Source organism: Pacificispira spongiicola (genome assembly GCF_012926505.1).
Taxonomy (GTDB): Bacteria; Pseudomonadota; Alphaproteobacteria; order UBA8366; family Aestuariispiraceae; genus Pacificispira; species Pacificispira spongiicola.
In genome coordinates, this window is the sequence record NZ_JABBNT010000008.1 from 17,845 (window position 1) to 42,115 (window position 24,271).

Here is a 24,271-nt window from a genome sequence, read left to right on the forward strand (position 1 = left end):
GGATGCGGCACTCTCGCGGCCTTAAGCGTCGCCGCTCATTTCCCGCCCGATACCGGGACTGCCCATTATTGGGACTGGAGGTATTCAAATGGAACTTGATGTCGTCGAACTGTCTCGCCTGCAATTCGCGATGACGGCCCTCTACCATTTCCTGTTCGTGCCGCTGACGCTGGGCCTGTCGGTCATCGTCGCGATCATGGAAACCGTCTATGTCATGACGGCCCGTCCGATCTGGCGGCAGATGACGAAATTCTGGGGCACACTATTCGGAATCAACTTCGTCCTGGGCGTCGCCACCGGCATCACGATGGAATTCCAGTTCGGCATGAACTGGTCCTATTACAGCCATTATGTCGGCGATATTTTCGGCGCGCCGCTGGCTATCGAAGGCCTCATGGCCTTCTTCCTGGAAGCGACCTTCGTCGGGTTGTTCTTCTTCGGCTGGGATAAGCTGACGCGGGTTCAACACTTGGTCGTCGCCTGGCTGGTCGCCATCGGCTCCAACTTCTCCGCCCTGTGGATTTTGATCGCGAATGGCTGGATGCAGAATCCGGTCGGCGCGGAATTCAATCCCGACACGATGCGCATGGAAATGACCTCCTTCTTCGAGGTCATGTTCAACGAGGTCGCCCAGGCGAAATTCGTCCACACGGTTTCCGCCGGATATGTCACGGCGGCGGTTTTCGTGTTGGGTGTGTCGGCTTGGTATATGCTGAAGGGGCGCCATATGGAATTGGCACGCCGGTCGGCGACGGTGGCGGCGTCCTTCGGTCTCGCCGCCGCCTTGTCGGTCGTGGTTCTGGGCGATGAATCCGGTTATTCGGCCAGCCATACCCAAAAGATGAAACTCGCGGCGATCGAGGCGATGTGGGAAACCCACGACGCCCCGGCCCCTTTCACGGCCATCGGCTTTCCGGATCAGGAAGCGCGCGAAACCCATTACGCCGTCGAAATCCCCTGGGTGATGGGGCTGATCGGCACGCGGTCGCTGACCCGTGAAATCCCCGGTATCAACGATCTTGTCGCGACGGCGGAAGACCGCATCCGGTCCGGCATCCAGGCTTATGACGCGCTGATGATGATCCGCGCGCTGCGCGATGCAACGCCGACCCCGGTTCGGGAGAAATTCGAAACCCACAGCGGCGATCTGGGCTTCGCCTTCCTGCTGAAACGCTATGTCGACGATCCGCGCAACGCGACGGAAGAACAGATCGAACAGACGGCCTGGGATACGGTGCCGACGGTCTGGCCGTTGTTCTGGGCCTTCCGGATCATGGTCGGTCTGGGCTTCGCCTTCATCGCGGTGATGGCCTATTTCTTCTGGCGGTCCAGCTTCCGGGGGCAGACCTATCCGCGCTGGGCATTGCGTCTGGCGGTAATGATTATCCCGGCGCCGTGGATCGCGGCGGAACTGGGCTGGTTCGTCGCCGAATACGGGCGCCAGCCCTGGACGGTGGACGGCGTGTTGCCGACGGTCCTGTCGGTCAGTCACCTGTCGGTGCAAGATCTGCTGCTGACCATCGCCGGGTTCGCCGCCTTCTATTCCACCCTGTTCGTCATCGAGATGGGCCTGATGTTGAAATACATCCGGAAAGGCCCGTTCCAGGATGTGGAAGAAACCGAAAAATGGAATGCGCGGCATGAACAGCGCCTGCGCGCCTCTATCGGCACCGGTAACGGCAATGGCTTTGCCGCCGCCGCGCCGCCTGCGGAGTAACGGATATGATCCTGCACGAACTGATCGACTATGAAATCCTGCGCGTGATCTGGTGGGCCTTGTTGGGCGTGCTGCTGATCGGGTTTGCCATGACGGACGGGTTCGATATGGGCGTCGGGGCGCTGCTGCCCTTCGTCGCCAAATCGGACACGGAACGTCGGGTCGCGATCAATACGGTGGGGCCGGTCTGGGAAGGAAACCAGGTCTGGTTCATCCTGGGCGGTGGGGCGATCTTCGCCGCATGGCCGCCGCTTTATGCCGTCAGCTTCTCCGGCTTCTATTTGGCGATGTTCGCCGTTCTGGCGGCGCTGATCCTGCGGCCCGTGGCGTTCAAGTATCGGTCCAAGCGAGACTCCGCCGCATGGCGCAGCGGCTGGGATTGGGCCTTGTTCGTCGGCGGCGCGGTACCGGCCCTGATCTTCGGCGTGGCGGTTGGCAATGTGCTGCAAGGCGTGCCGTTTCAGTTGAGCCCGGATCTGTTCTCCCGCTACGAAGGATCCTATTACGGTAAATTCGTCGGCCTGCTGAACCCGTTCGCGCTGTTGGTCGGTGTCGTTTCGCTGTCCATGCTGCTGACGCATGGGGCGGCCTGGCTGTCCCTGAAGACCGAGGGAATCGTCGCGAAACGGGCGCGAGCCATCGGCACGGTGACAGGCCTGCTGACGATCTTGGGATATGCGCTGGCCGGTGCCTGGCTGGCCTATGGCATCGACGGTTATGCGCTGTCGGGAGAGGTCGTCACGAACGGTCCGTCCAACCCGCTCTATTCCGAAGTCGCGCGGACCGGCAGCTGGTTGTCGGCCTATACCGACCGACCGTGGATCGCCATCGCGCCGGTGCTGGCCTTCATCGGCATGGCGCTGGCGGTGCTGGGCCTGCGGGCCGGGCGGGAAGTCTCGACGCTGCTGTGGTCCAAGCTCGGCATCTTCGGGGCGATTTCCTCCGTCGGCTTGACGATGTTCCCGTTCATCCTGCCGTCCTCCCTCGACCCGCGCAGTTCCCTGACCGTATGGGACAGTTCATCCTCGCATCAGACGCTTTTCGTGATGCTGGTCGTCACCGTGATCTTCATGCCGATCATCCTGGCCTATACCGCCTGGGTCTACAAAGTGCTTTGGGGCAAGGTCACGGAAAAGGACGTTACCGGTAATTCGGACACCGTCTACTAATCGGGAAAGGATAAGACGATGTGGTATTTCGCATGGCTTCTGGGCCTTCCCCTGGCCGCCATCTTCGCCGTTGCCAACGCCATGTGGCTTGAAATGCAACGCGACCGTCGTCTGACGGAAGAGAATGGCGCGGACAGCGCCGTCGCCGACTAACGGACGGATAACCGACGGAAGGGCTATCGATATGCATACCGAAAATCTGGCCGAAAATCTGGATGCAGGCGTGTTGGAGCATTGGACGGCGGATGAGGTCTATGCCGCCATGCTGGATCACAAGATCGTGGTAATCGATGTGCGCACACCGCAGGAATATTCCTTCGAACATGTCGAGGGAACGCTGTTGGCCCCGCTGGCAACCTTCGATCCGGCGATGATGCCGACCCAGGACGGCAAGCGGATCGTGTTCCATTGCGGGTCCGGGGTGCGGTCCCGCAAGGTGGCGGAAGCCTGCGCCGCGGCGGGCATGACGCCTGTCGCCCATATGGAGGGCGGGTTCGCGGCCTGGAAGACGGCGGGTCTACCCTATATCGCGACCGATCCGGCGACAGGCGGTATCCGCCATGTGGCGAAGGCCAGCTAGGGACCGTTTGCCGGGATGGCCCGCAACACAATCGGCCTCAGGCCATGCTGCCGATCGTGTTGCGGAACCGGATTTGGGCGAAGGCGAATAGGATCGACCCGATCCCGGCCAGTGCGACTAGTTGCGGCCAGACGACGTCCAGCCCTGCCCCGCGGAACAGCACGGCCTGCGCCAGCATGACGAAATGCGTGTTCGGTGCACCCAGCATGATGAACTGGACGAATTCCGGCATGCTTTCGCGGGGCGTCTGTCCGCCGGACAGCATTTCCAGGGGTAACAGCACCAGGATCACCAGCAGCCCGAATTGCGGCATGGACCGCGCTACGGTGCCCAGGAAAATTCCCATCGACGTCATGGCGAATAGCTGCAGGGCTGTGCCGACCAGGAACAGGCCGACGGACCCGGCGATAGGCACGTCGAGTATCTGCTGAACGACGACGGTCAGGGCGAAAGTCGACGCCGCAAGCACGACCAGTCCCATAGACCAAACCTTGCTGAGCATGATTTCAAACGGGGTTACCGGCATGACCAGAAGATGTTCGACGGTCCCGTGTTCCCGTTCGCGGATCAGCGCTGCGCCGGTCAGGACGATCGAAAGCATGGTGATGTTGCTGATCACTTCCATGATCGACCCGAACCAGGATTTGTTCAGTTCCGGATTGAACCGCGCCCGCAAGGTCAGTTCCACCGGCTGGGTCGGTTCCGCCCGATAGCGGCGGACGAAGGCGGCGACCTCCTGATCGATGATGGACTGGATATAGCCGCCGCCGGTGAAGGCTTGGCTCATCCGCGTCGCGTCGACATTCAATTGGATCATGGGGCGCCGGCCGGCCAGGACGTCGCGCTGGAAATCCGGCGGGATGTCGATGGCAAACGTATCCAACCCGGCATCCATCCGATCATCCATTTCCGACCGCTCTATGATCGCGGGCGGTATGAAGTAAGGGGGGTAGAAGGCCTCCTGGATACGCAGGGACAGGGGGGATCGATCCTCGTCGACGATGGCGATGGTCGATTTGTTCAGGGTTTCCGGCATCGCCGTCGACGCGGCATAGATGGCGAGCGAGAAGGCGTAAATGATCAGCCCCAACATGACCGGGTCACGCCCCAAGCTGCGGAATTCCTTGATACCGAGAGTCAGGATGTTCGATAGGCGCATGGTCTCACGCCTCCTGTTTCTTCAACAGAAGGACGGATAGGAAGATCAGGACGGGAACCGTCAACGCCAGTGCCAGGAAGGGGGCCGACAGGTCCGAAAATCCCAATGCCTTGGAAAACGTTCCGCGTGCGATGGTCAGGAAATGGGTGGTCGGATAGACCTCCCCGATTACTCGGCCCAGCCCGCTTAACGACGGCACCGGATCGGTCAGTCCGGAAAAACTGACGGCGGGCAACATCGTCATGATCGTGGTGCCGAACAGCGCGGCGATCTGACTGCGCATGAAGCTGGAGATCAACAGGCCGATTGCCGTCGTAGCGCTGATATAAAGAAGCGCGCCCAGGATCAACGCGAAGACGCTGCCCTTCATCGGCACCTCGAACAGGAACACCGCAAACAGGGTCAGAATCAAAAAACTGACCATGGACAAGGCGATATAGGGCACTTGTTTTCCCAACAGGAATTCGAGCTTCGTCGTCGGGGTCACATAGAAATTTGTGATGGACCCCAACTCCTTTTCCCGAACGACGCTCAACGACGCCAACATGGCCGGGATCATGACCAAAAGGATCGGAATGATCGCGGGGACCATGGCGATCAGGCTTTTTACATCGGGGTTGTAGCGGTAGCGGATCTCTATTCCCGATGGGGCGGTGAGGAGGTCCGCACGACCTGACTCGCGTGCCTTTACCGACAGCCATTGGGCGTGGATCGCCTGGACGTAGCCGACGATGGTATCCGCCCGCATCGGCATGGCCCCGTCGATCCAGGCGGCGACCTCAACCATGCGGCCACGGGCGATATCGCGGGCGAAGCCCGGCGGGATTTCCACCGCCAGCGATATGTCGCCGTCCCGCATGCGTCGGTCGAGATCCGCATGGCTGGCAAGGGGAGGTTGTTCCTCGAAGTACCGAGACCCGGCAAGGTTCAGGGTATAATCCCGGCTGACCGTTGTCTGATCCCGGTCCAACACCGCATAGGTCAGTCCTTCGACATCCATGGAGACCCCGTATCCCATAACGAATAGCAGGATCGTGCTACCCAGTATCGCCATGGTCAGCCGGATCGGATCGCGGATCAGTTCCAGCGTTTCGCGCCGGGCGTAGCTGAACATCCGCCGCGGATTGAAATGGCGTCGCCATCCGTCCAATCCATTTGCGGATTTTGTCGGGGGGGCTGCCGTTTCCGTCGAATGTGGAAGCGGTTGCGTGTCATCCGACAGGTCGCTTGTCGCCTCTTCCAGATACCCGATGAACGCGTCTTCCAATGTCTCCGCGCCGCGATCCGCCACCAGCGTCTTGGGCGGCGCGGTCGCCAGCACCCGCCCCGCATGCATCAGGGATATACGGTCGCAGCGTTCGGCCTCGTTCATAAAATGGGTGGAAATAAAGATCGTCACCCCATCCCGGCGGGACAGGTCGGCAATGATCCGCCAGAACGCGTCCCGTGCGACCGGGTCCACACCGGATGTCGGTTCATCCAGGATCAGGATTTCCGGCTTGTGGATCATCGCGACGGCCAAAGACAGGCGTTGACGATGGCCCAATGGCAGCTTGTCCGGCAGCGCGTCCAGATGGTCGGCCAGCCCGAACTGATCGACGACTTCCGCGACCCGATGTGCGATCTCTTCCGGCGGTACATGGAACAGTTTTGCATGCAGTTCCAGGTTCTGACGCACCGTCAATTCGGTATAGAGCGAAAAGAACTGCGACATGTATCCGACACGGCGCCGGGTCGCGATATCGGTCGGTTCAACAATTTGGCCGAACAGCTGTGCATCGCCCTCACTGGGTTCCAGCAACCCCGTCAGCATCTTCATTGTCGTCGTCTTGCCGCAGCCGTTGGACCCCAGGAAGCCGAAAATCTCCCCTCGGCGGATACGGAAACTGACCCGATCGACCGCCGTGAAATCGCCGAAGCGCATGGTCAGGCCGTCCGCCTCGATGGCGATGTCGCGGTCGGTGACTTTATCGGGTTGGGGCGGAATGGTCAGGGGGGCGTATTCGCGGCGCAAATCTTCTGGCAGCAACCGGACAAAGGCGGTTTCCAGCGATGTCGTGTCGGTCTTGGACAGCAGGGCTTGCGGCGTGTCGCTGTCCAGCACGCGCCCGGCATGCAGGGCGATCAACCGGTCGAAGCGCATGGCCTCTTCCATATAGGCGGTGGCGACGAGGATGCTCATCTCCGGCCGGTCGGCGCGGATGCCGTCGATCAAGTCCCAGAACTGTCGCCGGGCCAGCGGGTCCACCCCGGTCGTCGGTTCGTCGAGGATCAGCAAATCCGGGTCGTGAATCAGGGCGCAGCATAGGCCCAGTTTCTGCTTCATCCCGCCGGACAGTTTGCCCGCTGGGCGGTCCATGAAGGCGCTCAGCCCGGTGGCGCGGGCCAGCATCTGGATGCGTTGTTTCCGGTCCGCCGCGCCATAGCCGAAGAGGCGCCCGAAGAAATCGATGTTTTCGAACACCGATAGTGTCGCATAAAGGTTTCGGCCCAAACCCTGCGGCATATAGGCGATTTTCGGGCAAACCGCGCGACGGTGCGCGGCATCGGACATATCGCCGCCCAGGACCTCGATCCGGCCTGCCTGAATGGCGCGCGCCCCTGCGATCAGGGACAGCAGGCTGGACTTGCCCACGCCGTCCGGGCCGATCAGCCCCACGATCTGCCCTGTCGGAATATCCAGCGCGACATCAATCAGCGCATCCGTCTTCTTATACCGCAGGGATACGCCTTGCAGGCGGACGGCGGGTAGAAGGGGGGTGTCGGTCATTGCGGCAGGGTCGTCTGCAGGTCTTTCGGCCACTCGACGGAGGAATCCAGCCGGACATAGGCGACGCCGGGAAGCCCGGTTTTGACGTGTTGCAGGAAGCGTTGCAGAAGGTCGCGATCGACCTGCGCCTTGATGCGGAACATCAGCTTCTGGCGTTCGTCCGCCGTTTCGACGGTTTTCGGCGTGAATTGCGCGACATCGGCGACATAGGAAATGCTGGCCGGGAAGACGTATTCCGGGGCGGCGTCCAAAACGATCCGTGCTTCGGCGTCCAGCGCGATCCGGCCGGCCTGTTCGGTCGGCAGGAAGAAGGTCATATAGACGTCGGTCAGGTCCACGATGTTCAGCACGGTGCCGCCTGCGGCAACGACCTCGCCCGGCTGCGCGACTCGGTACTGGACCCGACCATCGCGCGGGGATTTCAGGGTGCTGTCGTCGATTTCGGCCTGGATGCGTTCGATGGCGGCGTGCAAGGCTTCGACCTGCGCTTCGGCGGATACGACCTGGGACCGGGCATAGCCACCGGCGGCTCGTGCCGCCGCGACCTGGGCTTGGGCGGCGCTGACGGCGGCTTTCGCACTTTCGAAACCGGCCCGGTCCTCGTCCAACTGGCTTTGGCTCGCATTGCCTTTCTTGGCCAATTCGTCCGTCCGTGCCAGTTGCTTGCGGGCCAGATCCAGTTCGGCGTTCCGTTGCAGCACGATCGCACGGGCGGCGTTCAATTCCTCGTCCCGCTGGTCGACCAGACTGCGGGTCGTGTCGATATCGATTTCCGCGCGCTTCAATTCCGCCTGCGCCTGGCGCAGTTCCGCTGACAGGACGGCAATGTCGATCTGCGCCAAATCCTGCCCGGCTGTGATGAAATCGCCTTCATCGACAAGCACGTCGGAAACGCGGCCTGCGGTCTTTGCGGCAATGTCGATTTCGACGGCTTCGATGCGGCCGTTGCTCTTGGCGAATCCGTCCGGAACGTCCGGTTCCTGGAGGCTGCTCCAATACAGGAAAGCAGCCCCGACAAAGGCCAGGAGGACCACAAATCGAACGGTGCGCCCGGCCAGCAGCTTCTTCATCATATCACCTGTTTTGGCATTGGCCCCACCAGCCGCTGCAACATTGGTGCGAACTGTCGCACAAGCACTTGAACGGGTCCACCGCGACCGATAGCCGCTGGTCGCGTTCCCATCCGTTATTGAACGATCCTGTGGGAATGGCTGAAGACCTCGAACCCGTCATCGCGGGCGAGGGCGACCAGGGTGATTCCGGCGGCGTCCGCCGTGCGGACGGCCAGCGCCGTCGGGGCCGACACCGCGACGATCGCGGCAGCGCCCAGAACCGCCGATTTCTGAACCATTTCCACCGATACGCGGCTGGTCAGCAACACGACGCCCCCTGCACCGCTTTCCCCGGCCCGGGCGGTCGCGCCGACCAGCTTGTCCAGGGCGTTGTGGCGGCCCACATCCTCCCGCACCCGGACGAGGCCCTGGTCCGGCCGCCACAGGCCCGCCGCATGGACGGCACGGGTTTCCGCATTCAGTTTCTGATGGTTGTACATGGCATGTTGCGCGGCGGTCAGGGCGGATGCCTGGAAGCGGCTGTCGTCTTCCGTGCGCCCTGTCGGCCGGTTCGCCTCGGTCAGGCTTTCGATCCCGCACAGGCCGCATCCGGTGGGACCGGCAATCCGCCGCCGTCGGTCGCGCAACATGGTTTCCGTTGCCTCGTCGACCCATAGGCGGATGTCGATGCCTTCGTCGAAAACCGCGATATCGATTTCCTGAATTTGGTCGACGGTCGACACTTGGCCTTCCGATAGGCTGAATCCGACGCCGTAATCTTCCAAGTCCAGGGGGGTCGCCATCATCACCGCCTGGGTGGTGCCGTTATAGCTCAAGGCGATCGCGACTTCTTCCGGGATGCGTCGCGAACCGGGGCCGGTGTTCCGGCCGTCGCGCCAAAGGGTCGTAGAGGTTTCGCGGGTCGCGTTGGGCATGGGGCGGTTTCCTTTCCGGCGGGAAGATAGGCCGCCGACCCGCATCCGTCGATAGGGGGCTTCCGATCCTGGCGCGAACCCGGCATTGTGCGGGGCGAATGCCGAACGAGGAAAACGGGAACACTCTCCATGGTCCAGGATCAGACAGCCGCGCCCCGCCTGCGGGTTCGGGTCACCTTCGCCGACGGTAGCTTCTTCGGTCCCGGCAAGGCGGACCTGTTGGACCTGATCGCGGAAACGGGGTCCATCGCGGCGGCGGGCCGTCGCATGAAGATGAGCTATAAGCGCGCCTGGTCCCTGGTCGAAACCATGAATGCCATGTTCGAGGAACCGTTGGTCGAAAGCAGTCGTGGCGGCGAACAGGGAGGCGGGGCTCGCCTAACGGAGCTTGGGCGGCGGGTGTTGGATCACTATCGCGGTTTCCTGGCGCGGGCTGCGGCGGCCGGGGCGGACGACCTTGCGGCGATAGACCGGTTGCGGCGAACGGAACCCTAATCGATATGTTTCACGGAAAATAACGCTTGCCACGCCGTTACGGGATTTGCGATATGTCGAATCGAACATATCGATATGCGGAGTTTGTGAAATGAAGGGCATTCTGAAGCAATGGACGTCGGCGGCCCGGACGACTGTAGGCGGCCTGTCGGTTGCGGTCGGCCTGCTGATGGGCATGGCGGCAATGTCGCCTGTTCTGGCGGACGACATCACCGTCTTCGCCGCCGCCAGCATGAAGAACGCGATGGATGAGGTCGCGGAAAGTTGGCAGGCGGAAACCGGACACACAGCAACGGTGTCCCTGGCCGGATCGTCGGCCTTGGCGCGGCAAATTCAACAGGGTGCGCCTGCGGATATCTTCATTTCCGCCAATGTGGGATGGATGGATATGCTGCAGAAAGAAGGACAGATCGACCCAGCGTCGCGGTTTGATCTGTTGAGCAACGCCCTCGTCCTGATCGCATATGGGGCGGATGCAAAACCGGTGACCATCGAATCCGGTTTTGATCTGGCGGGGATGTTGGGCGATGGCCGTCTCGCCATGGCTCTCGTCGATGCGGTTCCGGCGGGCAAGTACGGCAAGGCGGCGCTGGAAGCGCTCGGCATCTGGGACGCCGTCGCGCCGAAAGTGGCGCAGGCCGACAATGTGCGCGCCGCCCTGGCCTTGGTCGCGACGGGGGAGGCGCCGTTGGGCGTCGTCTATGCAACCGATGCCGTCGCCGCCGGGGACAGTGTGACCGTGATCGGCACATTTCCGGGCGACAGCCATCCGCCGATCGTCTATCCTGCGGCCCGTGTCGTGGCCAGCGAGAACCCCTTGGCCGGTGACTTTCTGACCTTCCTGAAAAGCGAAAAGGCGCGTGCCGCTTTTGAGCGACAGGGCTTCACCACCCTCGCGGATTGAGGATGATCTTGGACTGGCTGACACCGGAGGAATGGCAGGCCGTAGCCCTGTCGCTGCGGGTATCCTTCTGGGCCACGGTGTTCAGCCTGCCGCCCGGGATCGCCGTCGCCTATCTGCTGGCGCGTTGCGAGTTTCCGGGGAAGCAAATCCTGAACGGGATCGTGCATTTGCCGCTGATCCTGCCGCCCGTCGTCACCGGCTATCTGTTGCTGCTGACCATGGGGACGCAGGGGCCGGTCGGCGGTGTGTTGAAGGACCTGTTCGGGCTGGTCTTCGCCTTCCGGTGGACTGGGGCCGCCCTGGCGGCGGCGGTCATGGCCTTCCCGTTGATGGTTCGGGCGATCCGTCTGTCGATCGAATTGGTCGATCCGAAGCTTGAATTGGCCGGGGCCACCCTTGGGGCGGGCAGGTTGTGGGTATTCGCGACGGTGACGCTGCCCCTGATCCTGCCCGGCATTCTGGTCGGTGCGATCCTGGCCTTTGCCAAGGCGATGGGGGAATTCGGCGCGACCATCACCTTCGTTTCCAACATCCCGGGGCAGACCCAAACCCTGCCGTCCGCGATATATGCCTTTCTGCAAGTACCGGGTGGGGAAGGATCGGCCCTGCGGCTGGTCGCCGTATCGGTCGGGATCGCCATGGGCGCGTTGCTGCTGTCGGAAATCGCCGCGCGCTCTGTCAGCAAAAGGATCGGCCGGGCATGAGCATCGACATCGCCGTCCGGCACCGCTTCCCCGGAATAGAAATCGACGTGGCGTTCACCGCGCCGCAGGGTGTTACGGCCCTGTTCGGGCGGTCCGGCGCGGGCAAGACGACGGTGGTGAATGCCGTCGCAGGCTTGCTGCGACCTTCTTTCGGGCGCGCGGTGATCGACGGGCGCATCCTGTTCGATACCGAAAGCCGAACATGGTTGCCGCCGCATAAACGCCGGATCGGGTATGTTTTTCAGGACGGGCGTCTATTCCCGCATATGACGGTGCGCCAGAACCTCCTGTACGGACGGTGGTTTGCCAAATTGCCGAAGGACGAGGCGGGGTTACGGCATATCGTGGATCTTTTGGGGCTCGGGGAACTGCTGTCCCGTCGACCCGGCGCGTTGTCCGGCGGGGAAAAGCAACGTGTCGCCATCGGCCGGGCGCTCTTGTCCGGGCCCAGCCTGCTGCTCATGGACGAACCGCTGGCCGCCCTGGACGAAACCCGGAAGGAGGAAATCCTGCCCTATCTGGAGCGTATCCGGGACGAGGCGCAGGTGCCGATCCTTTATGTCAGCCATTCCATGCCGGAAATCGCGCGGCTGGCGACGACGCTGGTCGCCCTGCGGGACGGGCGGGTTGTGCGGTCCGGTCCGGTGGAGACGGTGACCGCCGACCCGGATGCGGTGACGGATCTGGGGGTACGCGATGCCGGGTCGGTGCTGACCGGGATCGTCTCGGCGCATCATCCGGACGCGCTGTCCGAAATCCGTCTTTCCAAAGGGTCGCTGTTTCTGCCCCGCATTCAGGCCCCGGTCGGAACATCGGTCCGTATCCGGATCGAGGCGCAGGACGTGATGCTGGCGCTGGACAAGCCGGACCGCATATCCGCGCTGAATATCCTGCCGGTCGATGTCGTCGCCGTTCGCCAGGGCGCGGGACCGGGTGTGATGGTGCAGCTTGCGCTGGGGGACGATCGCATCCTGGCGCGGGTCACGCGCCGGTCGGCGGACGGGTTGGGGCTGCGGTCGGGCCTCGCATGCTATGCCGTCGTGAAGTCGGTTTCCGTCGCGCGCGGCAATGTCGGGCCCAGTCCCGCAGTGTAAGAACGGAGTGTCGTCCAGGCGTTCCGGTTTCCTTTTCCTTTAAAACCATTCTAGTCTACCGGAGATATGCGGCGGCAGATCGCGTGCACGATATAGTCAGGGTAGGCCCAAAGTATGGACATTCGCCAGTTGCAGTATCTGGTCGCGCTGGCCCGCGAACGGCATTTCACCCGTGCGGCGGAGGCCTGTAGCGTCACGCAGCCGACCTTGTCGGGCCGGTTGCGGCAGTTGGAACAGGAACTGGGCGTTTCCATCGTTAAGCGCGGCCAACGGTTCGAGGGATTCACGCCCGAAGGCGATCGTATCCTGAAATGGGCGCATGCGATTCTGGAAGACCAGTCGTCTCTGATCCAGGATCTGGCGGCGATGAAGGGCGAACTGTCCGGTCGAGTCGTGCTTGGCGTGATTCCGTCGGCCTTGCCGTCGATTTCGGTGCTGACCCAGGCTGTGCGCCGCCGGTTTCCGGGGATTACCTTCCATATTCTGTCGCAGACGTCGCGCGAAATCCTGCGCAATATCGACGATTTCTCCATCGATGCCGGGGTCAGTTATATCGACAACGAACCCGTCGGCCATGTCCGCGTCGCGCCGCTGTATAAGGAACGGTATCGCCTGTTCATGCGCGACGACCATCCGCTTGCGCAGCGGGAGACGGTATCCTGGGGGGAGGCCGCGTCGCATCCCCTGGGCCTGCTGACGCCGAATATGCAAAACCGCCGCATCGTCGACGGTGTGTTCGAATCCCTGAACCGCAAGGTCGAACCGGAAGTCGAATCGAATTCCGTGATCAGCCTGGTATCGCATGTCCGCATCCACGGGCTGGCCTGCATCGTGCCAGAGCATATGCTGGTCGTGATGGGCGCGGCGGACGGCGTGCGGGCCGTGCCGCTGGTGGAACCCTTCGTAGAGCACGCGATCGGTCTGATCGTATACGACCGCGACCCGCCGCCGCCGGTCCTGGCGTCCCTTCTGGATGTGGCGGGCGAATTTGAGCTGCCTGCGGGACTGATTTGATCGTCGCGGTTTGGTGCGATGCACTATCTATGCTGCGCCGCCGTCATCAGGAATATCGATCACCCTATCGATACTATCGATTTGAACCGCAGCCCCTGTCGCCGGACAATGCAACGGTCGATGTCCTGCCTGCGTTGAGAACGGGCGGGCGGGTCGACTGTACCTGTATCGGAAGGGAGCATGATGAACGAGGAACGAGCCTCCGCGTCGGAAATCGAAGGCGCGGTCGAAACGGTTTGCGGGCGGCACGGCAATACGCCGTCGGAACTGATCGAAATTCTGCACGATTTGCAGGATATGCTGGGCTATGTGCCGGAATCGGCGCTTCCCGTTCTGGCAAAGAAGCTCAACCTGTCGCGGGCCGAAGTCCACGGCGTTGTTAGCTTCTATCACGACTTCCGACACAATCCGGCAGGCCGCGTAACGGTGAAGATCTGTAGCGCCGAAGCCTGTCAATCGATGGGGGCGCTGCCCCTGATCGAGGAATTCTGTCGCCGCAACGGCGTGACCATGGGCGAAACCAAAGGCGATGGCAGCCTGACGGTCGAACCAGTCTACTGTTTGGGCAACTGCGCCCTGTCGCCCGCTGCCGAGGTAAACGGCCGTCCGATGGCGCGGGTCGATGCCGCGAAACTGGACGCCGCCGTGAAGGAGGCGCTGGTATGACGACGACACTCTACATTCCCTGCGATTATGCTGCCCTTTCCCTTGGGGCGGACGATGTCGTTGCGGCGATCCGGGCCGAAGCGGATAAGCGAGGCGCGGATATCAAAATCATTCGCAATGGCACGCGCGGTATGCTGTGGCTGGAGCCGCTGGTCGAAGTCGATGTCGACGGTGTGCGCCACGGCTACGGTCCGGTCTCCGCTTCGGATGTGGCTGGGCTGTTCGATGCCGATTTTCTGACGGCCGGATCCCACGCCCTGTCCATCGGCGTGACGGAAGAACATGACTGGCTGGTCAATCAGGAACGCCTGACCTTCGCCCGTGTCGGCGTGATCGATCCGCTCGACCTGAAAGCCTATGACAAATTGGGCGGCTGGGACGGTCTGTATCGCGCGGCGAAGATGTCCCCGGCGGAAATCGTCTCCGAAGTGACGGAGTCCGGTCTGCGCGGCCGCGGTGGCGCGGGCTTCCCGGCGGGGATCAAATGGAAAACGGTGTCCGAACTGCCCGGCGACCAGAAATACATCTGTTGCAACGCCGACGAAGGCGACAGCGGCACCTTCGCCGACCGTATGCTGATGGAAGGCGACCCGTTCTGCCTGTTGGAAGGCATGGCGATCGCCGGTCTCGCTACCGGGGCGACCGAAGGCTACATCTATATTCGATCGGAATATCCGCATTCCATCGAAACGGTGGGCAAGGCCATTGCGGCGATGGAGGAAGCGGGCTTCCTGGGCGACAATGTCGCCGGGTCGGGCAAGGCCTTCCGCATCTTCATCCGGCGCGGTGCCGGTGCCTATATCTGCGGCGAGGAAAGCTCCATGCTGGAAAGCATGGAAGGCAAGCGCGGCACGGTCCGTTCCAAACCGCCGATCCCGGCGGTGAAGGGCCTGTTCGGCAAGCCGACCGTGGTGAACAACGTTCTGTCGCTGGCCACGGTTCCGGTGATCCTGGCCAAGGGCGCGGAATTCTATAAGTCCTTCGGCATGGGCCGATCCCATGGTACCCTGCCGTTCCAGATCGCCGGCAACGTGAAGCGCGGCGGTTTGGTCGAAAAGGCCTTCGGCGTCAGCATCCGCGACCTGATCGAAGGCTTCGGCGGCGGGACGGCGACGGGCCGTCCGTTCAAGGCCGCGCAGATCGGCGGACCGCTGGGTGCCTATGTCAACGAAGGGCAACTCGACCTGCCGATGGATTATGAGACCCTGGCCGCCGACGGCGCGATGGTCGGTCACGGCGGGATCGTCGTGTTCGACGATACGGCCGATATGGCCGGGATGGCGCGTTTCGCCTTCGAATTCTGCGCCATCGAAAGCTGCGGCAAGTGCACGCCGTGCCGGATCGGCGCGGTGCGCGGTAAGGAAGCCGTGGACAAGATCATGAACGGCGTGGATGTCGCGGCCAATATCGCCCTGGTCGAAGACCTCTGCGAGGTGATGACCGACGGGTCGCTATGCGCCATGGGCGGCTTGACGCCGATGCCGGTGCGCAGCGCGCTGCGGCATTTCCCGGAAGATTTTGACCGCGCGCCTGCCGCTGCGGCCGCTGAATAAAGGAAGGGATGGGAAAGATGGCTTCGCTTAAGGAAAAGGATTTCGGAACCCCGGCGCGGGAATCCGACAAGATGGTCACGCTGTTGATCGACGGCGTTGAAGTGACCGTTCCGGAAGGCACCTCGATCATGGCGGCCGCCGCCAAGATCGACCGTCAGATTCCGAAACTCTGTGCCACGGACAGCGTGGAACCCTGGGGTTCGTGCCGCATGTGTCTGGTGGAAATCGACGGTGTGAAGGGCACGCCCTCCTCCTGCACCACGCCGGTGCGCGACGGTCTGTCGGTCCATACCCAGACCGAACGCCTGGAACGAATCCGGCGCGGGGTGATGGAACTTTACATCTCCGACCACCCGCTGGACTGCCTGACCTGCGCCGCCAACGGCGATTGCGAATTGCAGGATGTCGCCGGTCAGGTCGGTCTGCGAGACGTTCGCTACGGGTTCGACGGCGAACGCCATTTCGGCGACAAGGCCGTGGCGAAGGACGTGTCCAACCCGTATTTCAGCTACGATCCGGCAAAATGCATCGTGTGTTCCCGCTGCGTGCGCGCCTGTGAGGAAGTGCAGGGCACCTTCGCCTTGACGATCCAGGGTCGCGGCTTCGATTCCCGCGTTTCCGCCGGGATCGGCAGCGACGATTTCTTCGGGTCCGATTGCGTTTCCTGCGGCGCCTGCGTTCAGGCCTGCCCGACCGCGACGCTGACGGAAAAGTCGGTTGAACAGCACGGCACCCCGACCCGCGCGGTGTCCACGACCTGCGCCTATTGCGGGGTCGGTTGTTCCTTCCGCGCCGAATTGCAGGGCGATCAGGTCGTGCGCATGGTGCCGGAAAAGACCGGCGGCGCGAATGAGGGCCATTCCTGCGTCAAGGGCCGCTTCGCCTGGGGCTATGCCACGCATAAGGACCGGATCACGACGCCGATGGTGCGGGAAAAGACCACCGATCCGTGGCGTAAGGTCGATTGGGACGAGGCGATCAATTTCGCCGCCGACCGTTTCAAGAAGATCCAGGAAAAATATGGCCAGAACGCCATCGGCGGGATCACGTCGTCGCGCTGCACGAACGAGGAAGTCTATGTCGTGCAGAAGATGATCCGCGCGGCCTTCCGCAACAACAACGTGGATACCTGCGCGCGCGTCTGCCACTCCCCGACGGGCTATGGATTGAAGAACACGTTCGGCACCTCCGCCGGGACGCAGAACTTCAAATCGGTCGAAAAGTCGGATGTCATCCTGGTCATCGGGGCGAACCCGACCGACGCGCATCCGGTCTTCGGGTCGCGCATGAAAAAGCGTCTGCGTCAGGGGGCGAAACTGATTGTCGCCGATCCGCGCCGCATCGAGCTGGTTGAAACGCCGCATATCAAGGCGTCGCATCACCTGCAACTGCGCCCCGGCACCAACGTGGCGCTGATGAACGCCCTGTCTCATGTCGTCGTGACCGAAGGCTTGGTCAACGAGGCGTTCGTCGCCGAACGCTGCGATCCGGTCGAATTCGACCGTTGGCGGACCTTCGTCGCGGAAGAACGCAACTCCCCGGAAGCGATGGCCGACAAGATCGGCGTCGACCCGCAAGAAATCCGCAAGGCTGCGCGCCTGTTCGCGACCGGCGGCAATGCCGCGATCTATTACGGTCTGGGCGTGACGGAACACAGCCAAGGGTCGACCATGGTGATGTGCCTTGCGAACCTGGCCATGGCGACCGGCAATATCGGGCGTGAAGGCGTCGGCGTGAACCCGCTGCGCGGTCAGAACAACGTGCAGGGTTCCTGCGATATGGGGTCCTTCCCGCACGAATTGCCGGGTTACCGCCATGTGTCCGACGATGCGGTGCGCGGCAGCTTTGAAGACGATTGGGGCGTGTCTCTGTCGTCCGATCCGGGCTTCCGTATCCCGAACATGTTCGCGGCGGCGGTCGACGGCACCTTCAAGGGCATGTTCGTCCAAGGTGAGGATATCGCCCAGTCCGATCCGAACACCCACCATGTGACGGCGGCGCTGGAAGCGTTGGAATGCCTTGTCGTGCAGGACTTGTTCCTGAACGAAACGGCGGCCTTCGCCCATGTTTTCCTGCCGGGCACGTCCTTCCTGGAAAAGGACGGCACCTTCACGAACGCGGAACGGCGTATCAACCGCGTCCGTCCGGTGATGGAAGAACGCAACGGTCTGTCGGAATGGGAGGCGGTGTGCCGTCTGGCCCAGGCCATGGGGTATGACATGACCTACAACGCGCCGTCGGAAATCATGGACGAAATCGCGCGCCTGACCCCGGCCTTCGCGGGCGTCAGCTTCGATCGCCTGGACCGGGAAGGGTCCCTGCAATGGCCGGTCAACGACAAGGCCCCGAACGGCACGCCGACCATGCATGTCGATGGCTTCGTGCGCGGCAAGGGCCGGTTCATGATCACCGAATATGTTCCGACGGACGAACGCACCAACCGCAGTTTCCCGCTGATCCTGACCACGGGCCGTATCCTCAGCCAGTACAATGTCGGGGCACAGACGCGGCGGACGGAAAATTCGCGCTGGCATGATCAGGACGTGTTGGAAATCCACCCCTTCGATGCGGAGGAACGGGGCATCGCCGACGGCGATATGGTGTCGATCCAAAGCCGCATGGGGGCGGTGACCCTGCCGGTGATGATTTCCGAACGGATGCCGCAGGGCGTGGTCTACACGACCTTCCACCATCCGGTATCGGGTGCGAATGTCATCACCACGGAATTCTCCGACTGGGCGACGAACTGCCCGGAATACAAGGTCACGGCGGTGCAGGTGGCGCGGTCCAACCAGCCGTCCGACTGGCAGAAGCAACATGGTGAAATGCGCCGGACCCATTACCTGCGCACGGTGGAGGCCGCAGAATGAGCGACGATACCAAAGACCTTGTCCGGATGGCGAACCAGATCGGCGCGTTTTTCGGGGCCTATCCGGAAGACGAGGCGAAAGCCGGGATCGCCGGTCATATCAAGGAATTCTGGACCGCCGCCATGCGGGCCAAATTCGACGCCCATATCGCGGCGGGCGGTGAGGGGGTGAGCCCCCTCGTCCTCGCGGCGCTCGCGGAGTCCAAGCAGGCGGCATAATCCGCTCGCGACGATGATCGGTATCGGCAAGTAATCGGGCGGCGCTCGCGAAAACGGGCGCCGCCCGTTCGTTTCCGGCTCCGGGACGCCCTGCGGCATGGTTTCGCAGGGCGGTGCCTAATCTGTTACAATGGCCGGAAGACCGCTGTTCTTCAGGCGTTACAGGCGACAGGCTTGCCTGTAACAGGTTGCCGCACCGTCATTGATGCGAACCGAGGCATACCTTAGGGTCCGGCGCTCTTTCGGGAAGCCGTTTCCATTGCCATGCAGAGTGTCGGAAGGAAGATATATGTTGAAGAAAGTCGGCGTTGCGCTGGTCGTGGCGGGGGGACTGGCGGCGGGACTGTTCGGGATGCTGGCGGCGCCGGTCGCAGCCCAGGCCCAGGACGTCACGCTGAAGCTTCACCAATTTCTACCCTTGCAGGCGACCATTCCGTCGGGCTTCCTGCAGCCTTGGATCGAAAAGGTGCAGGCGGAATCCGGTGGGCGGATTAAGATCGAACACTATCCGTCGATGCAACTGGGCGGCGCGCCCCCACAATTGATCCAGCAAGCGACGGACGGCGCGGTCGATATGATCTGGACCGTGCTGGGCTACACGCCGGGCCGATTCCCGCGGGCCGAGGCGTTTGAGCTGCCCTTCGTCCCGGCGGACGCGGTCGGGACGTCCGTCGCGTTCCAGGAATATGCCGAAAAGTATATGGCGGATGATTTTCCGGGTTTGAAGATTATTGCGGTGCACACCCATGGACCGGGGCTGATCCATTCTACGAAGCCGATCAACAAGCTGGAAGACATCAAGGGCGTGAAGCTGCGCGGGCCGACGCGCGTGACGGCGCAGACGCTGGAAACCCTCGGCGCGACGGCGATCAGCATGCCGGTTCCGTCGGTGCCGGAGGCCCTGTCGAAAGGCATTATCGACGGCGCGGTCATTCCCTGGGAAGTGACACTGCCGCGGGAGATGAGCGAACTGGCCGAAAGCCATACCGGCTTTTCCGGCAAGCATGGCCTTTATACCGCCACCTTTGTCTTCACCATGAACCAGACCCGCTATGACAATCTGCCGGACGATCTGAAAAAGGTGATCGACGACAATTCCGGCGTCATGGCCGCTGCCTGGGCGGGACGGGTGATGGAGGAAGGAGACGCCGCGGGCCTTAAGGCGGCGCGGGATGCGGGCAACACCATCATAACCCTGGACGAGGCGGAAACGCAGCGTTGGATCGATGCCTCCGCGCCTGTCATCGATGCGTGGATCGACGCAATGGATGATCGCGATATTGACGGTCAGGCGCTTGTGGACGCGGCACAGTCACTGATCGCCAAAAACACGGAATAAGGCGGTTCGGCGGATGCTCAAAAGCGGGTCCCGCTTGTCGCCGTCGCGACCGCGGGATCCTCTTCGAAATTCAAGGTTTTTCTCCCAGTCTCGTCGACAGACGGGGCCAGACCAACCGGTCCAGTGAGAGGGCCCCGGGCCCGCGCGCGATCAGATACAGCAACAAGGCCGCCCAGGTTCCATGCACTGCATAGGCGCCGGGATAGACGAAAACCTGGATGACCAGCGTCATTCCAAGCAACCCCAATGCCGACGCGCGCGTCGCCAATCCGACCAGCAACAGGATCGGCAGGACGTGTTCCGCCGTCGCCGCCATATACGCCGCCGGTTCCGCGGGGATCAGCGGCAGTTTGTATTCTTCCTCGAACAGGAAAACGGTCGACGGGCCCAAGCTGGGCCAGCCGAATTCGTACCGCCCGTCGATGATGTTTACTGCAAAGCCGGTGATCTTGGTCTGACCTGACAGCCAGAATGTGGCGGCCAGTGAAAACCGCGCCAGCAGGGCGATAAGGGATTCCGGAAAACTGCTGCAAAGCCCCCGCAGTTTTTCCAGGTTTGATACCAATGCCGCGTTCATGGTGTTTCCTCCGCTACTCTTCTTTTTCGACGATTCCGCCCCGAACAAGGCGCCCCAGTACGATTTCCAGGTCAGGCTCCCGCCCGGTTTCAACGGTGCGGGCAAAGGCTTCGTTCAGCGTCGCCCCTTCGGTCAGTGCGGACAGCACCAGATAGGTTGCCGGGTCCAGTGACTGAATGGAAACGTCCTGATCCGGTCGCGTGACCATTCCGAATTCCGGCCCGTCCGGTGAAACGCCGGACATGCCGTTTCCGTCGCGATGCGATTGCCAAATGCGGATCGCGGCGTACCGGAAGGACAGGAGTCGGCAGGATTGAACGAACCGAAATGTTCGGGCACCGAGACTGTCGCCCATCCTTGCGAAATCGTCAGGCGAAAGGACCGCTTCATCCGCTGCATGCAGGACCTGATGATAGGTCGATTCCAACCGCGCGACCTCGTGCAGATAGGGCACTTGATGCGCCGGTGGGAAGTGTTCCAGGAAATCGGGGAAAGTGTTGCCATATTCCGCGACGATGGGGGATAGGGGCGGTTCTTCGTCGATATAGGCATGTGCCGTCGCGTTGAAGAAATCGTCGCCGACCAATTGCCGGACGGTTGGAAATCGATCCGCCAGTGCCTGGCGCAGACCGACCACGAAATTGTTCCGATAAACGGCGAAGCGCTGCGGCAGCGTGCGGCAGTTTCCGGGGGCAAGGCTGGCCGGTATCGGCTGCGCCGCGTCCCGGATCGCGGCCGCGACGGGGCGGTGGTCCAGGTCCCGGGTCATGCCGCCGCTCCAGGATTGGCGCGCCGGGCGGACCGAACCGTTGCGGCACGCCTGCGGGCATCGTCCACTTCATGCAGAAGAATTTCCAGCGGCGGCGGGTCGGTATCCCATTCGATCAGGACCGGCACATCGGGACAGCGGGCAAGCGCGCGTTCATACAAGGACCACACGGCCTCGTCGACCGGGGCCCCATGGGTGTCTATCAGCAGGGGCGAGCCGTCGGGCAGTGTCTCCCGCGAAAAACCTGCTAAATGGATTTCGCCGGTGCTCTCCAGCGGCAGGCTGTCCAACAACCGTGCCGCGTCCAGCCCAAGATTGACGGCGCTGACAAAGACGTTGTTCACATCCAGCAGCAGCCCGCATCCGGTTTGCCGGACCAGGGCGGATAGGAAGTCGCCTTCCGAAATCGTGTTTTCCGCGTGGGTCAGATAGACGGACGGATTTTCGATCAGGACCGGTCGGCCGATATGATCCTGGAATTGGGAAACCCGGTCCGCGATATGGCGCAGGGATGCCATCGTATAGGGGACGGGCAGCAAGTCGTTCAGATAAATGCCGTCCTGCCGCGACCAGGCGAGATGTTCCGAAAACAGGGCGGGACGATAGGTTTCTTCCAACCGCTTTAATCGATCCAGATGGTCGATGTCGAGTGGATCGCCCCCGCCCAGGGAGAGGCCGACGCCATGGATGGACAGGTCGGTTCGATCCCCCAGGGCACGCAGCATGGCAGGCATGGAGCCGCCGTCGACCATGTAATTTTCGGCATGGACTTCCACGAAATCCAGCCGGTCCAGATGGTCGAAGACCGCCGGAAAATAGTGTGGCTTGAAACCGATTCCGGCCCGCAGCGATCCATCGGGTCGGGACGGGATCGTGCGGGCCGGTTTCGATACTGCCGTGGCCGGTCCGGTAGTGGGGCCCTGCACCATGGCGTCAGTCTCCTAGTCGGACTGGGGTCAGCTCTTCTCTTCGAAGGCTTCCAACTGGCCATGGCCGGTGGGGGAGGTCGGCGATTCCGTTTCCGTGCAGGTACCGGCGGGGACCAGTTTCCAGGCGTTGCCCTGATAGTCGCGCACGGCGGTTCCGGCGCAGGTTGTGCCCGGACCGGCGGCGCAATCGTTCGCCCCCTTCATGGAAACGCCGAAGCATTTTTCTTTATCGGCGGCGGCGGCCGGTGCGGCGACGCCCGCTGCCAGGACGGACCCCAAGGCCGTAGCGAGCGCGAGGGAGGTGACGAGGCCGGAACGGGTTTTTACAGACGCGGACATGGGATACTCCATCATTCGTTTTTCGATGTGGATTATCTAGCAACGAAAACTGTTTTTCGCAGTTCAAGTCGGTTCACGACTTCGCGACGGGTCTGTGACCGGAATTGTGATTGGGATCACGCGTCCTGCCCCGCCGCCCATCCGCTGGACCACGCCCATTGGAAATTGTAGCCGCCCAACCAGCCGGTGACATCCACGGCCTCCCCCACGGCATACAGACCGGGCACCGATTTCGCCGCCATGGTCTTGGACGACAGGGCGCCCGTATCGATGCCGCCGACCGTGACTTCCGCCTTGGCATAGCCTTCGTTGCCCGTCGGCACGATACGCCATGCGTTCAACGTGTTGCCCAGGACGGTCAGCGCCTTGTCGGCAACTTCACCCACGGGACGTTTCGGGACGAAGCGTTCGGCAAAGCCGGTCGCCAAACGGGCCGGTAGAAGTTCCGACAAAACCGTCTGGGTTTCGGCTTTCGCGCGTTCCCGCTTCCGTTCCAACAAAAAGTCCGCTGCGTCGCGATCGGGCAGCAGGTTCACCGAAATCGCGGCCCCGTCCGGCAGGTAGGACGATACTTGCAGGATCGCCGGGCCCGACAATCCGCGATGGGTGAACAGCACGGCCTCCCGAAACTGCGTCTTTCCGGTCGATACAACCGCGTCGAAGGACAGGCCGCTCAATCCCCGCATGAAATCCAGGTCCGCCTCGCTGAAGGTCAGCGGGACGAGACCCGCCCGCGTCTGCGCGATCGGTAAGCCGAAGCGGCGCGCTATGTCATAGGCGAAGCCGGTCGCCCCCATCTTGGGGATCGACAAGCCGCCGGTCGCGAGGACGAGCGAGTCCGATGTGAACGGTCCTTTCTGCGTCGAGACGGTAAAGCGATCCGGCTTTTCGATGGCGGTGACCGTATGGCCCAGGCGCAGGTCGACCCCGGCGTCGCGGCATTCGCCGACCAGCATATCGACGATCTGGCGCGCCGACCCGTCGCAGAACAACTGCCCCAGGGTCTTTTCGTGCCAGGCGATGCCGTGGCGGTTCACCAGATCGATGAAATCGTTCTGGGTATATCGGGCCAGGGCGGATTTACAGAAATGCGGATTGGCGGACAGGAAATTTCGCGGTGCCGCCGTCAGATTGGTGAAGTTACAGCGTCCGCCGCCGGAAATCAGGATTTTCTTTCCCGGTTCGTCGGCATGGTCGATCAACAGGACTCGCCGCCCCCGCAGACCCGCCTGCCAGGCACACATCATGCCCGCCGCGCCCGCGCCGATCACGATGACGTCGAATTCGCTTTCGCTATTTGGCGTGTCCGGCATGGGTCCCTTCCCGGCCCGTTGCGACCGGGATGGGGTTTACAGGCATGCCGGTGCCCCGGCAATCCCGACGGTCAGTGCAGGTATCGTAACCCCGACCAATAAAGC

At 62.4% G+C, this 24,271-nt stretch carries 23 protein-coding genes; 14 read left to right on the top strand and 9 right to left on the bottom strand.

From position 1 onward, the window contains the following. Positions 1-88: 88 nt before the first annotated feature. The 4 genes from HH303_RS19390 to HH303_RS19405 are packed head-to-tail and all read left to right on the top strand — an operon-like array spanning position 89 to position 3,466. Entirely contained in the window at positions 89-1,717 is a 1,629-nt protein-coding gene (locus tag HH303_RS19390) for a cytochrome ubiquinol oxidase subunit I (RefSeq protein WP_169627059.1), read from the top strand. 5 nt (positions 1,718-1,722) lie between these two features. Further along, complete coding sequence (cydB, locus tag HH303_RS19395) at positions 1,723-2,886, top strand: cytochrome d ubiquinol oxidase subunit II (protein WP_169627060.1); 1,164 nt, start codon at positions 1,723-1,725, stop codon at positions 2,884-2,886. An 18-nt stretch (positions 2,887-2,904) separates the two neighbouring features. Continuing rightward, positions 2,905-3,039: a cytochrome bd-I oxidase subunit CydX gene (gene cydX, locus HH303_RS19400; RefSeq protein ID WP_169627061.1), complete on the top strand. Its 135-nt coding sequence runs from the start codon at positions 2,905-2,907 to the stop codon at positions 3,037-3,039. 31 nt (positions 3,040-3,070) lie between these two features. Further along, entirely contained in the window at positions 3,071-3,466 is a 396-nt protein-coding gene (locus HH303_RS19405; protein ID WP_169627062.1) for a rhodanese-like domain-containing protein, read from the top strand. Between the two features lie 37 nt (positions 3,467-3,503). Here the strand turns inward: HH303_RS19405 and HH303_RS19410 are convergent, their stop codons facing one another. The 4 genes from HH303_RS19410 to fdhD form a co-directional block, all read right to left on the bottom strand. Beyond that, positions 3,504-4,625: an ABC transporter permease gene (locus HH303_RS19410; protein WP_169627063.1), complete on the bottom strand. Its 1,122-nt coding sequence runs from the start codon at positions 4,623-4,625 to the stop codon at positions 3,504-3,506. Positions 4,626-4,629: 4 nt separating this feature from the next. Further along, positions 4,630-7,395, bottom strand: coding sequence for a ribosome-associated ATPase/putative transporter RbbA (rbbA, locus tag HH303_RS19415; protein ID WP_169627064.1), 2,766 nt, complete (start codon positions 7,393-7,395; stop codon positions 4,630-4,632). Beyond that, positions 7,392-8,468, bottom strand: a complete 1,077-nt coding sequence (locus tag HH303_RS19420) for an HlyD family secretion protein (protein ID WP_227421955.1) — start codon at positions 8,466-8,468, stop codon at positions 7,392-7,394. The genes rbbA and HH303_RS19420 overlap by 4 nt, the downstream gene beginning before the upstream one ends. Before the next feature lie 113 nt (positions 8,469-8,581). Then, complete coding sequence (gene fdhD / locus HH303_RS19425) at positions 8,582-9,382, bottom strand: formate dehydrogenase accessory sulfurtransferase FdhD (RefSeq protein WP_169627065.1); 801 nt, start codon at positions 9,380-9,382, stop codon at positions 8,582-8,584. Between the two features lie 129 nt (positions 9,383-9,511). Here fdhD and HH303_RS19430 point away from each other — a divergent pair, with 129 nt between their 5' ends. From HH303_RS19430 to HH303_RS19475, 10 genes are all read left to right on the top strand, one after another. Beyond that, a complete protein-coding gene (locus tag HH303_RS19430) occupies positions 9,512-9,877 on the top strand; it encodes a winged helix-turn-helix domain-containing protein (protein ID WP_169627066.1) in 366 nt (121 codons plus the stop codon). 91 nt (positions 9,878-9,968) lie between these two features. Continuing rightward, positions 9,969-10,781 (top strand): molybdate ABC transporter substrate-binding protein, encoded by an 813-nt coding sequence (gene modA / locus HH303_RS19435; protein ID WP_169627067.1) that lies wholly within the window; start codon positions 9,969-9,971, stop codon positions 10,779-10,781. A gap of 2 nt (positions 10,782-10,783) precedes the next feature. Next, positions 10,784-11,485 (top strand): molybdate ABC transporter permease subunit, encoded by a 702-nt coding sequence (modB, locus tag HH303_RS19440; RefSeq protein ID WP_227421956.1) that lies wholly within the window; start codon positions 10,784-10,786, stop codon positions 11,483-11,485. Next, positions 11,482-12,579: a molybdenum ABC transporter ATP-binding protein gene (gene modC, locus HH303_RS19445; protein ID WP_169627068.1), complete on the top strand. Its 1,098-nt coding sequence runs from the start codon at positions 11,482-11,484 to the stop codon at positions 12,577-12,579. The genes modB and modC overlap by 4 nt, the downstream gene beginning before the upstream one ends. Positions 12,580-12,693: 114 nt before the next feature. Then, positions 12,694-13,593, top strand: coding sequence for a LysR family transcriptional regulator (locus HH303_RS19450; RefSeq protein WP_169627069.1), 900 nt, complete (start codon positions 12,694-12,696; stop codon positions 13,591-13,593). A gap of 180 nt (positions 13,594-13,773) precedes the next feature. Next, positions 13,774-14,259 carry an NAD(P)H-dependent oxidoreductase subunit E gene (locus HH303_RS19455; protein WP_227421957.1) on the top strand — a complete coding sequence of 162 codons (486 nt, stop codon included), beginning with the start codon at positions 13,774-13,776 and terminating at the stop codon, positions 14,257-14,259. Continuing rightward, entirely contained in the window at positions 14,256-15,812 is a 1,557-nt protein-coding gene (locus tag HH303_RS19460) for a formate dehydrogenase beta subunit (protein WP_169627070.1), read from the top strand. The genes HH303_RS19455 and HH303_RS19460 overlap by 4 nt, the downstream gene beginning before the upstream one ends. A 17-nt stretch (positions 15,813-15,829) precedes the next feature. Continuing rightward, positions 15,830-18,682, top strand: coding sequence for a formate dehydrogenase subunit alpha (gene fdhF / locus HH303_RS19465; RefSeq protein ID WP_169627071.1), 2,853 nt, complete (start codon positions 15,830-15,832; stop codon positions 18,680-18,682). Then, the gene (locus HH303_RS19470; RefSeq protein ID WP_169627072.1) at positions 18,679-18,900 is read left to right on the top strand and encodes a formate dehydrogenase subunit delta; all 222 of its coding nucleotides are present in this window, start codon (positions 18,679-18,681) and stop codon (positions 18,898-18,900) included. Before fdhF ends, HH303_RS19470 begins: the two co-directional genes overlap by 4 nt. A 289-nt stretch (positions 18,901-19,189) precedes the next feature. Beyond that, positions 19,190-20,239 (top strand): TRAP transporter substrate-binding protein, encoded by a 1,050-nt coding sequence (locus tag HH303_RS19475; protein WP_169627073.1) that lies wholly within the window; start codon positions 19,190-19,192, stop codon positions 20,237-20,239. Positions 20,240-20,309: 70 nt separating this feature from the next. Here HH303_RS19475 and HH303_RS19480 read toward each other — a convergent pair whose 3' ends face one another. The 5 genes from HH303_RS19480 to HH303_RS19500 all read right to left on the bottom strand — a co-directional run bounded on the left by HH303_RS19480 (position 20,310) and on the right by HH303_RS19500 (position 24,166). Further along, positions 20,310-20,816: a DoxX family protein gene (locus HH303_RS19480; protein ID WP_169627074.1), complete on the bottom strand. Its 507-nt coding sequence runs from the start codon at positions 20,814-20,816 to the stop codon at positions 20,310-20,312. 13 nt (positions 20,817-20,829) lie between these two features. Next, positions 20,830-21,585, bottom strand: a complete 756-nt coding sequence (locus tag HH303_RS19485) for an HvfC/BufC N-terminal domain-containing protein (protein ID WP_169627075.1) — start codon at positions 21,583-21,585, stop codon at positions 20,830-20,832. Then, on the bottom strand, positions 21,582-22,514 hold the full coding sequence (bufB, locus tag HH303_RS19490; RefSeq protein WP_169627076.1) for an MNIO family bufferin maturase: 933 nt from the start codon (positions 22,512-22,514) through the stop codon (positions 21,582-21,584). The genes HH303_RS19485 and bufB overlap by 4 nt, the downstream gene beginning before the upstream one ends. A gap of 27 nt (positions 22,515-22,541) precedes the next feature. Then, entirely contained in the window at positions 22,542-22,853 is a 312-nt protein-coding gene (locus HH303_RS19495) for a BufA1 family periplasmic bufferin-type metallophore (protein WP_169627077.1), read from the bottom strand. Positions 22,854-22,969: 116 nt separating this feature from the next. Further along, positions 22,970-24,166 carry a BaiN/RdsA family NAD(P)/FAD-dependent oxidoreductase gene (locus HH303_RS19500; protein WP_169627078.1) on the bottom strand — a complete coding sequence of 399 codons (1,197 nt, stop codon included), beginning with the start codon at positions 24,164-24,166 and terminating at the stop codon, positions 22,970-22,972. Between the last annotated feature and the right edge of the window lie 105 nt (positions 24,167-24,271).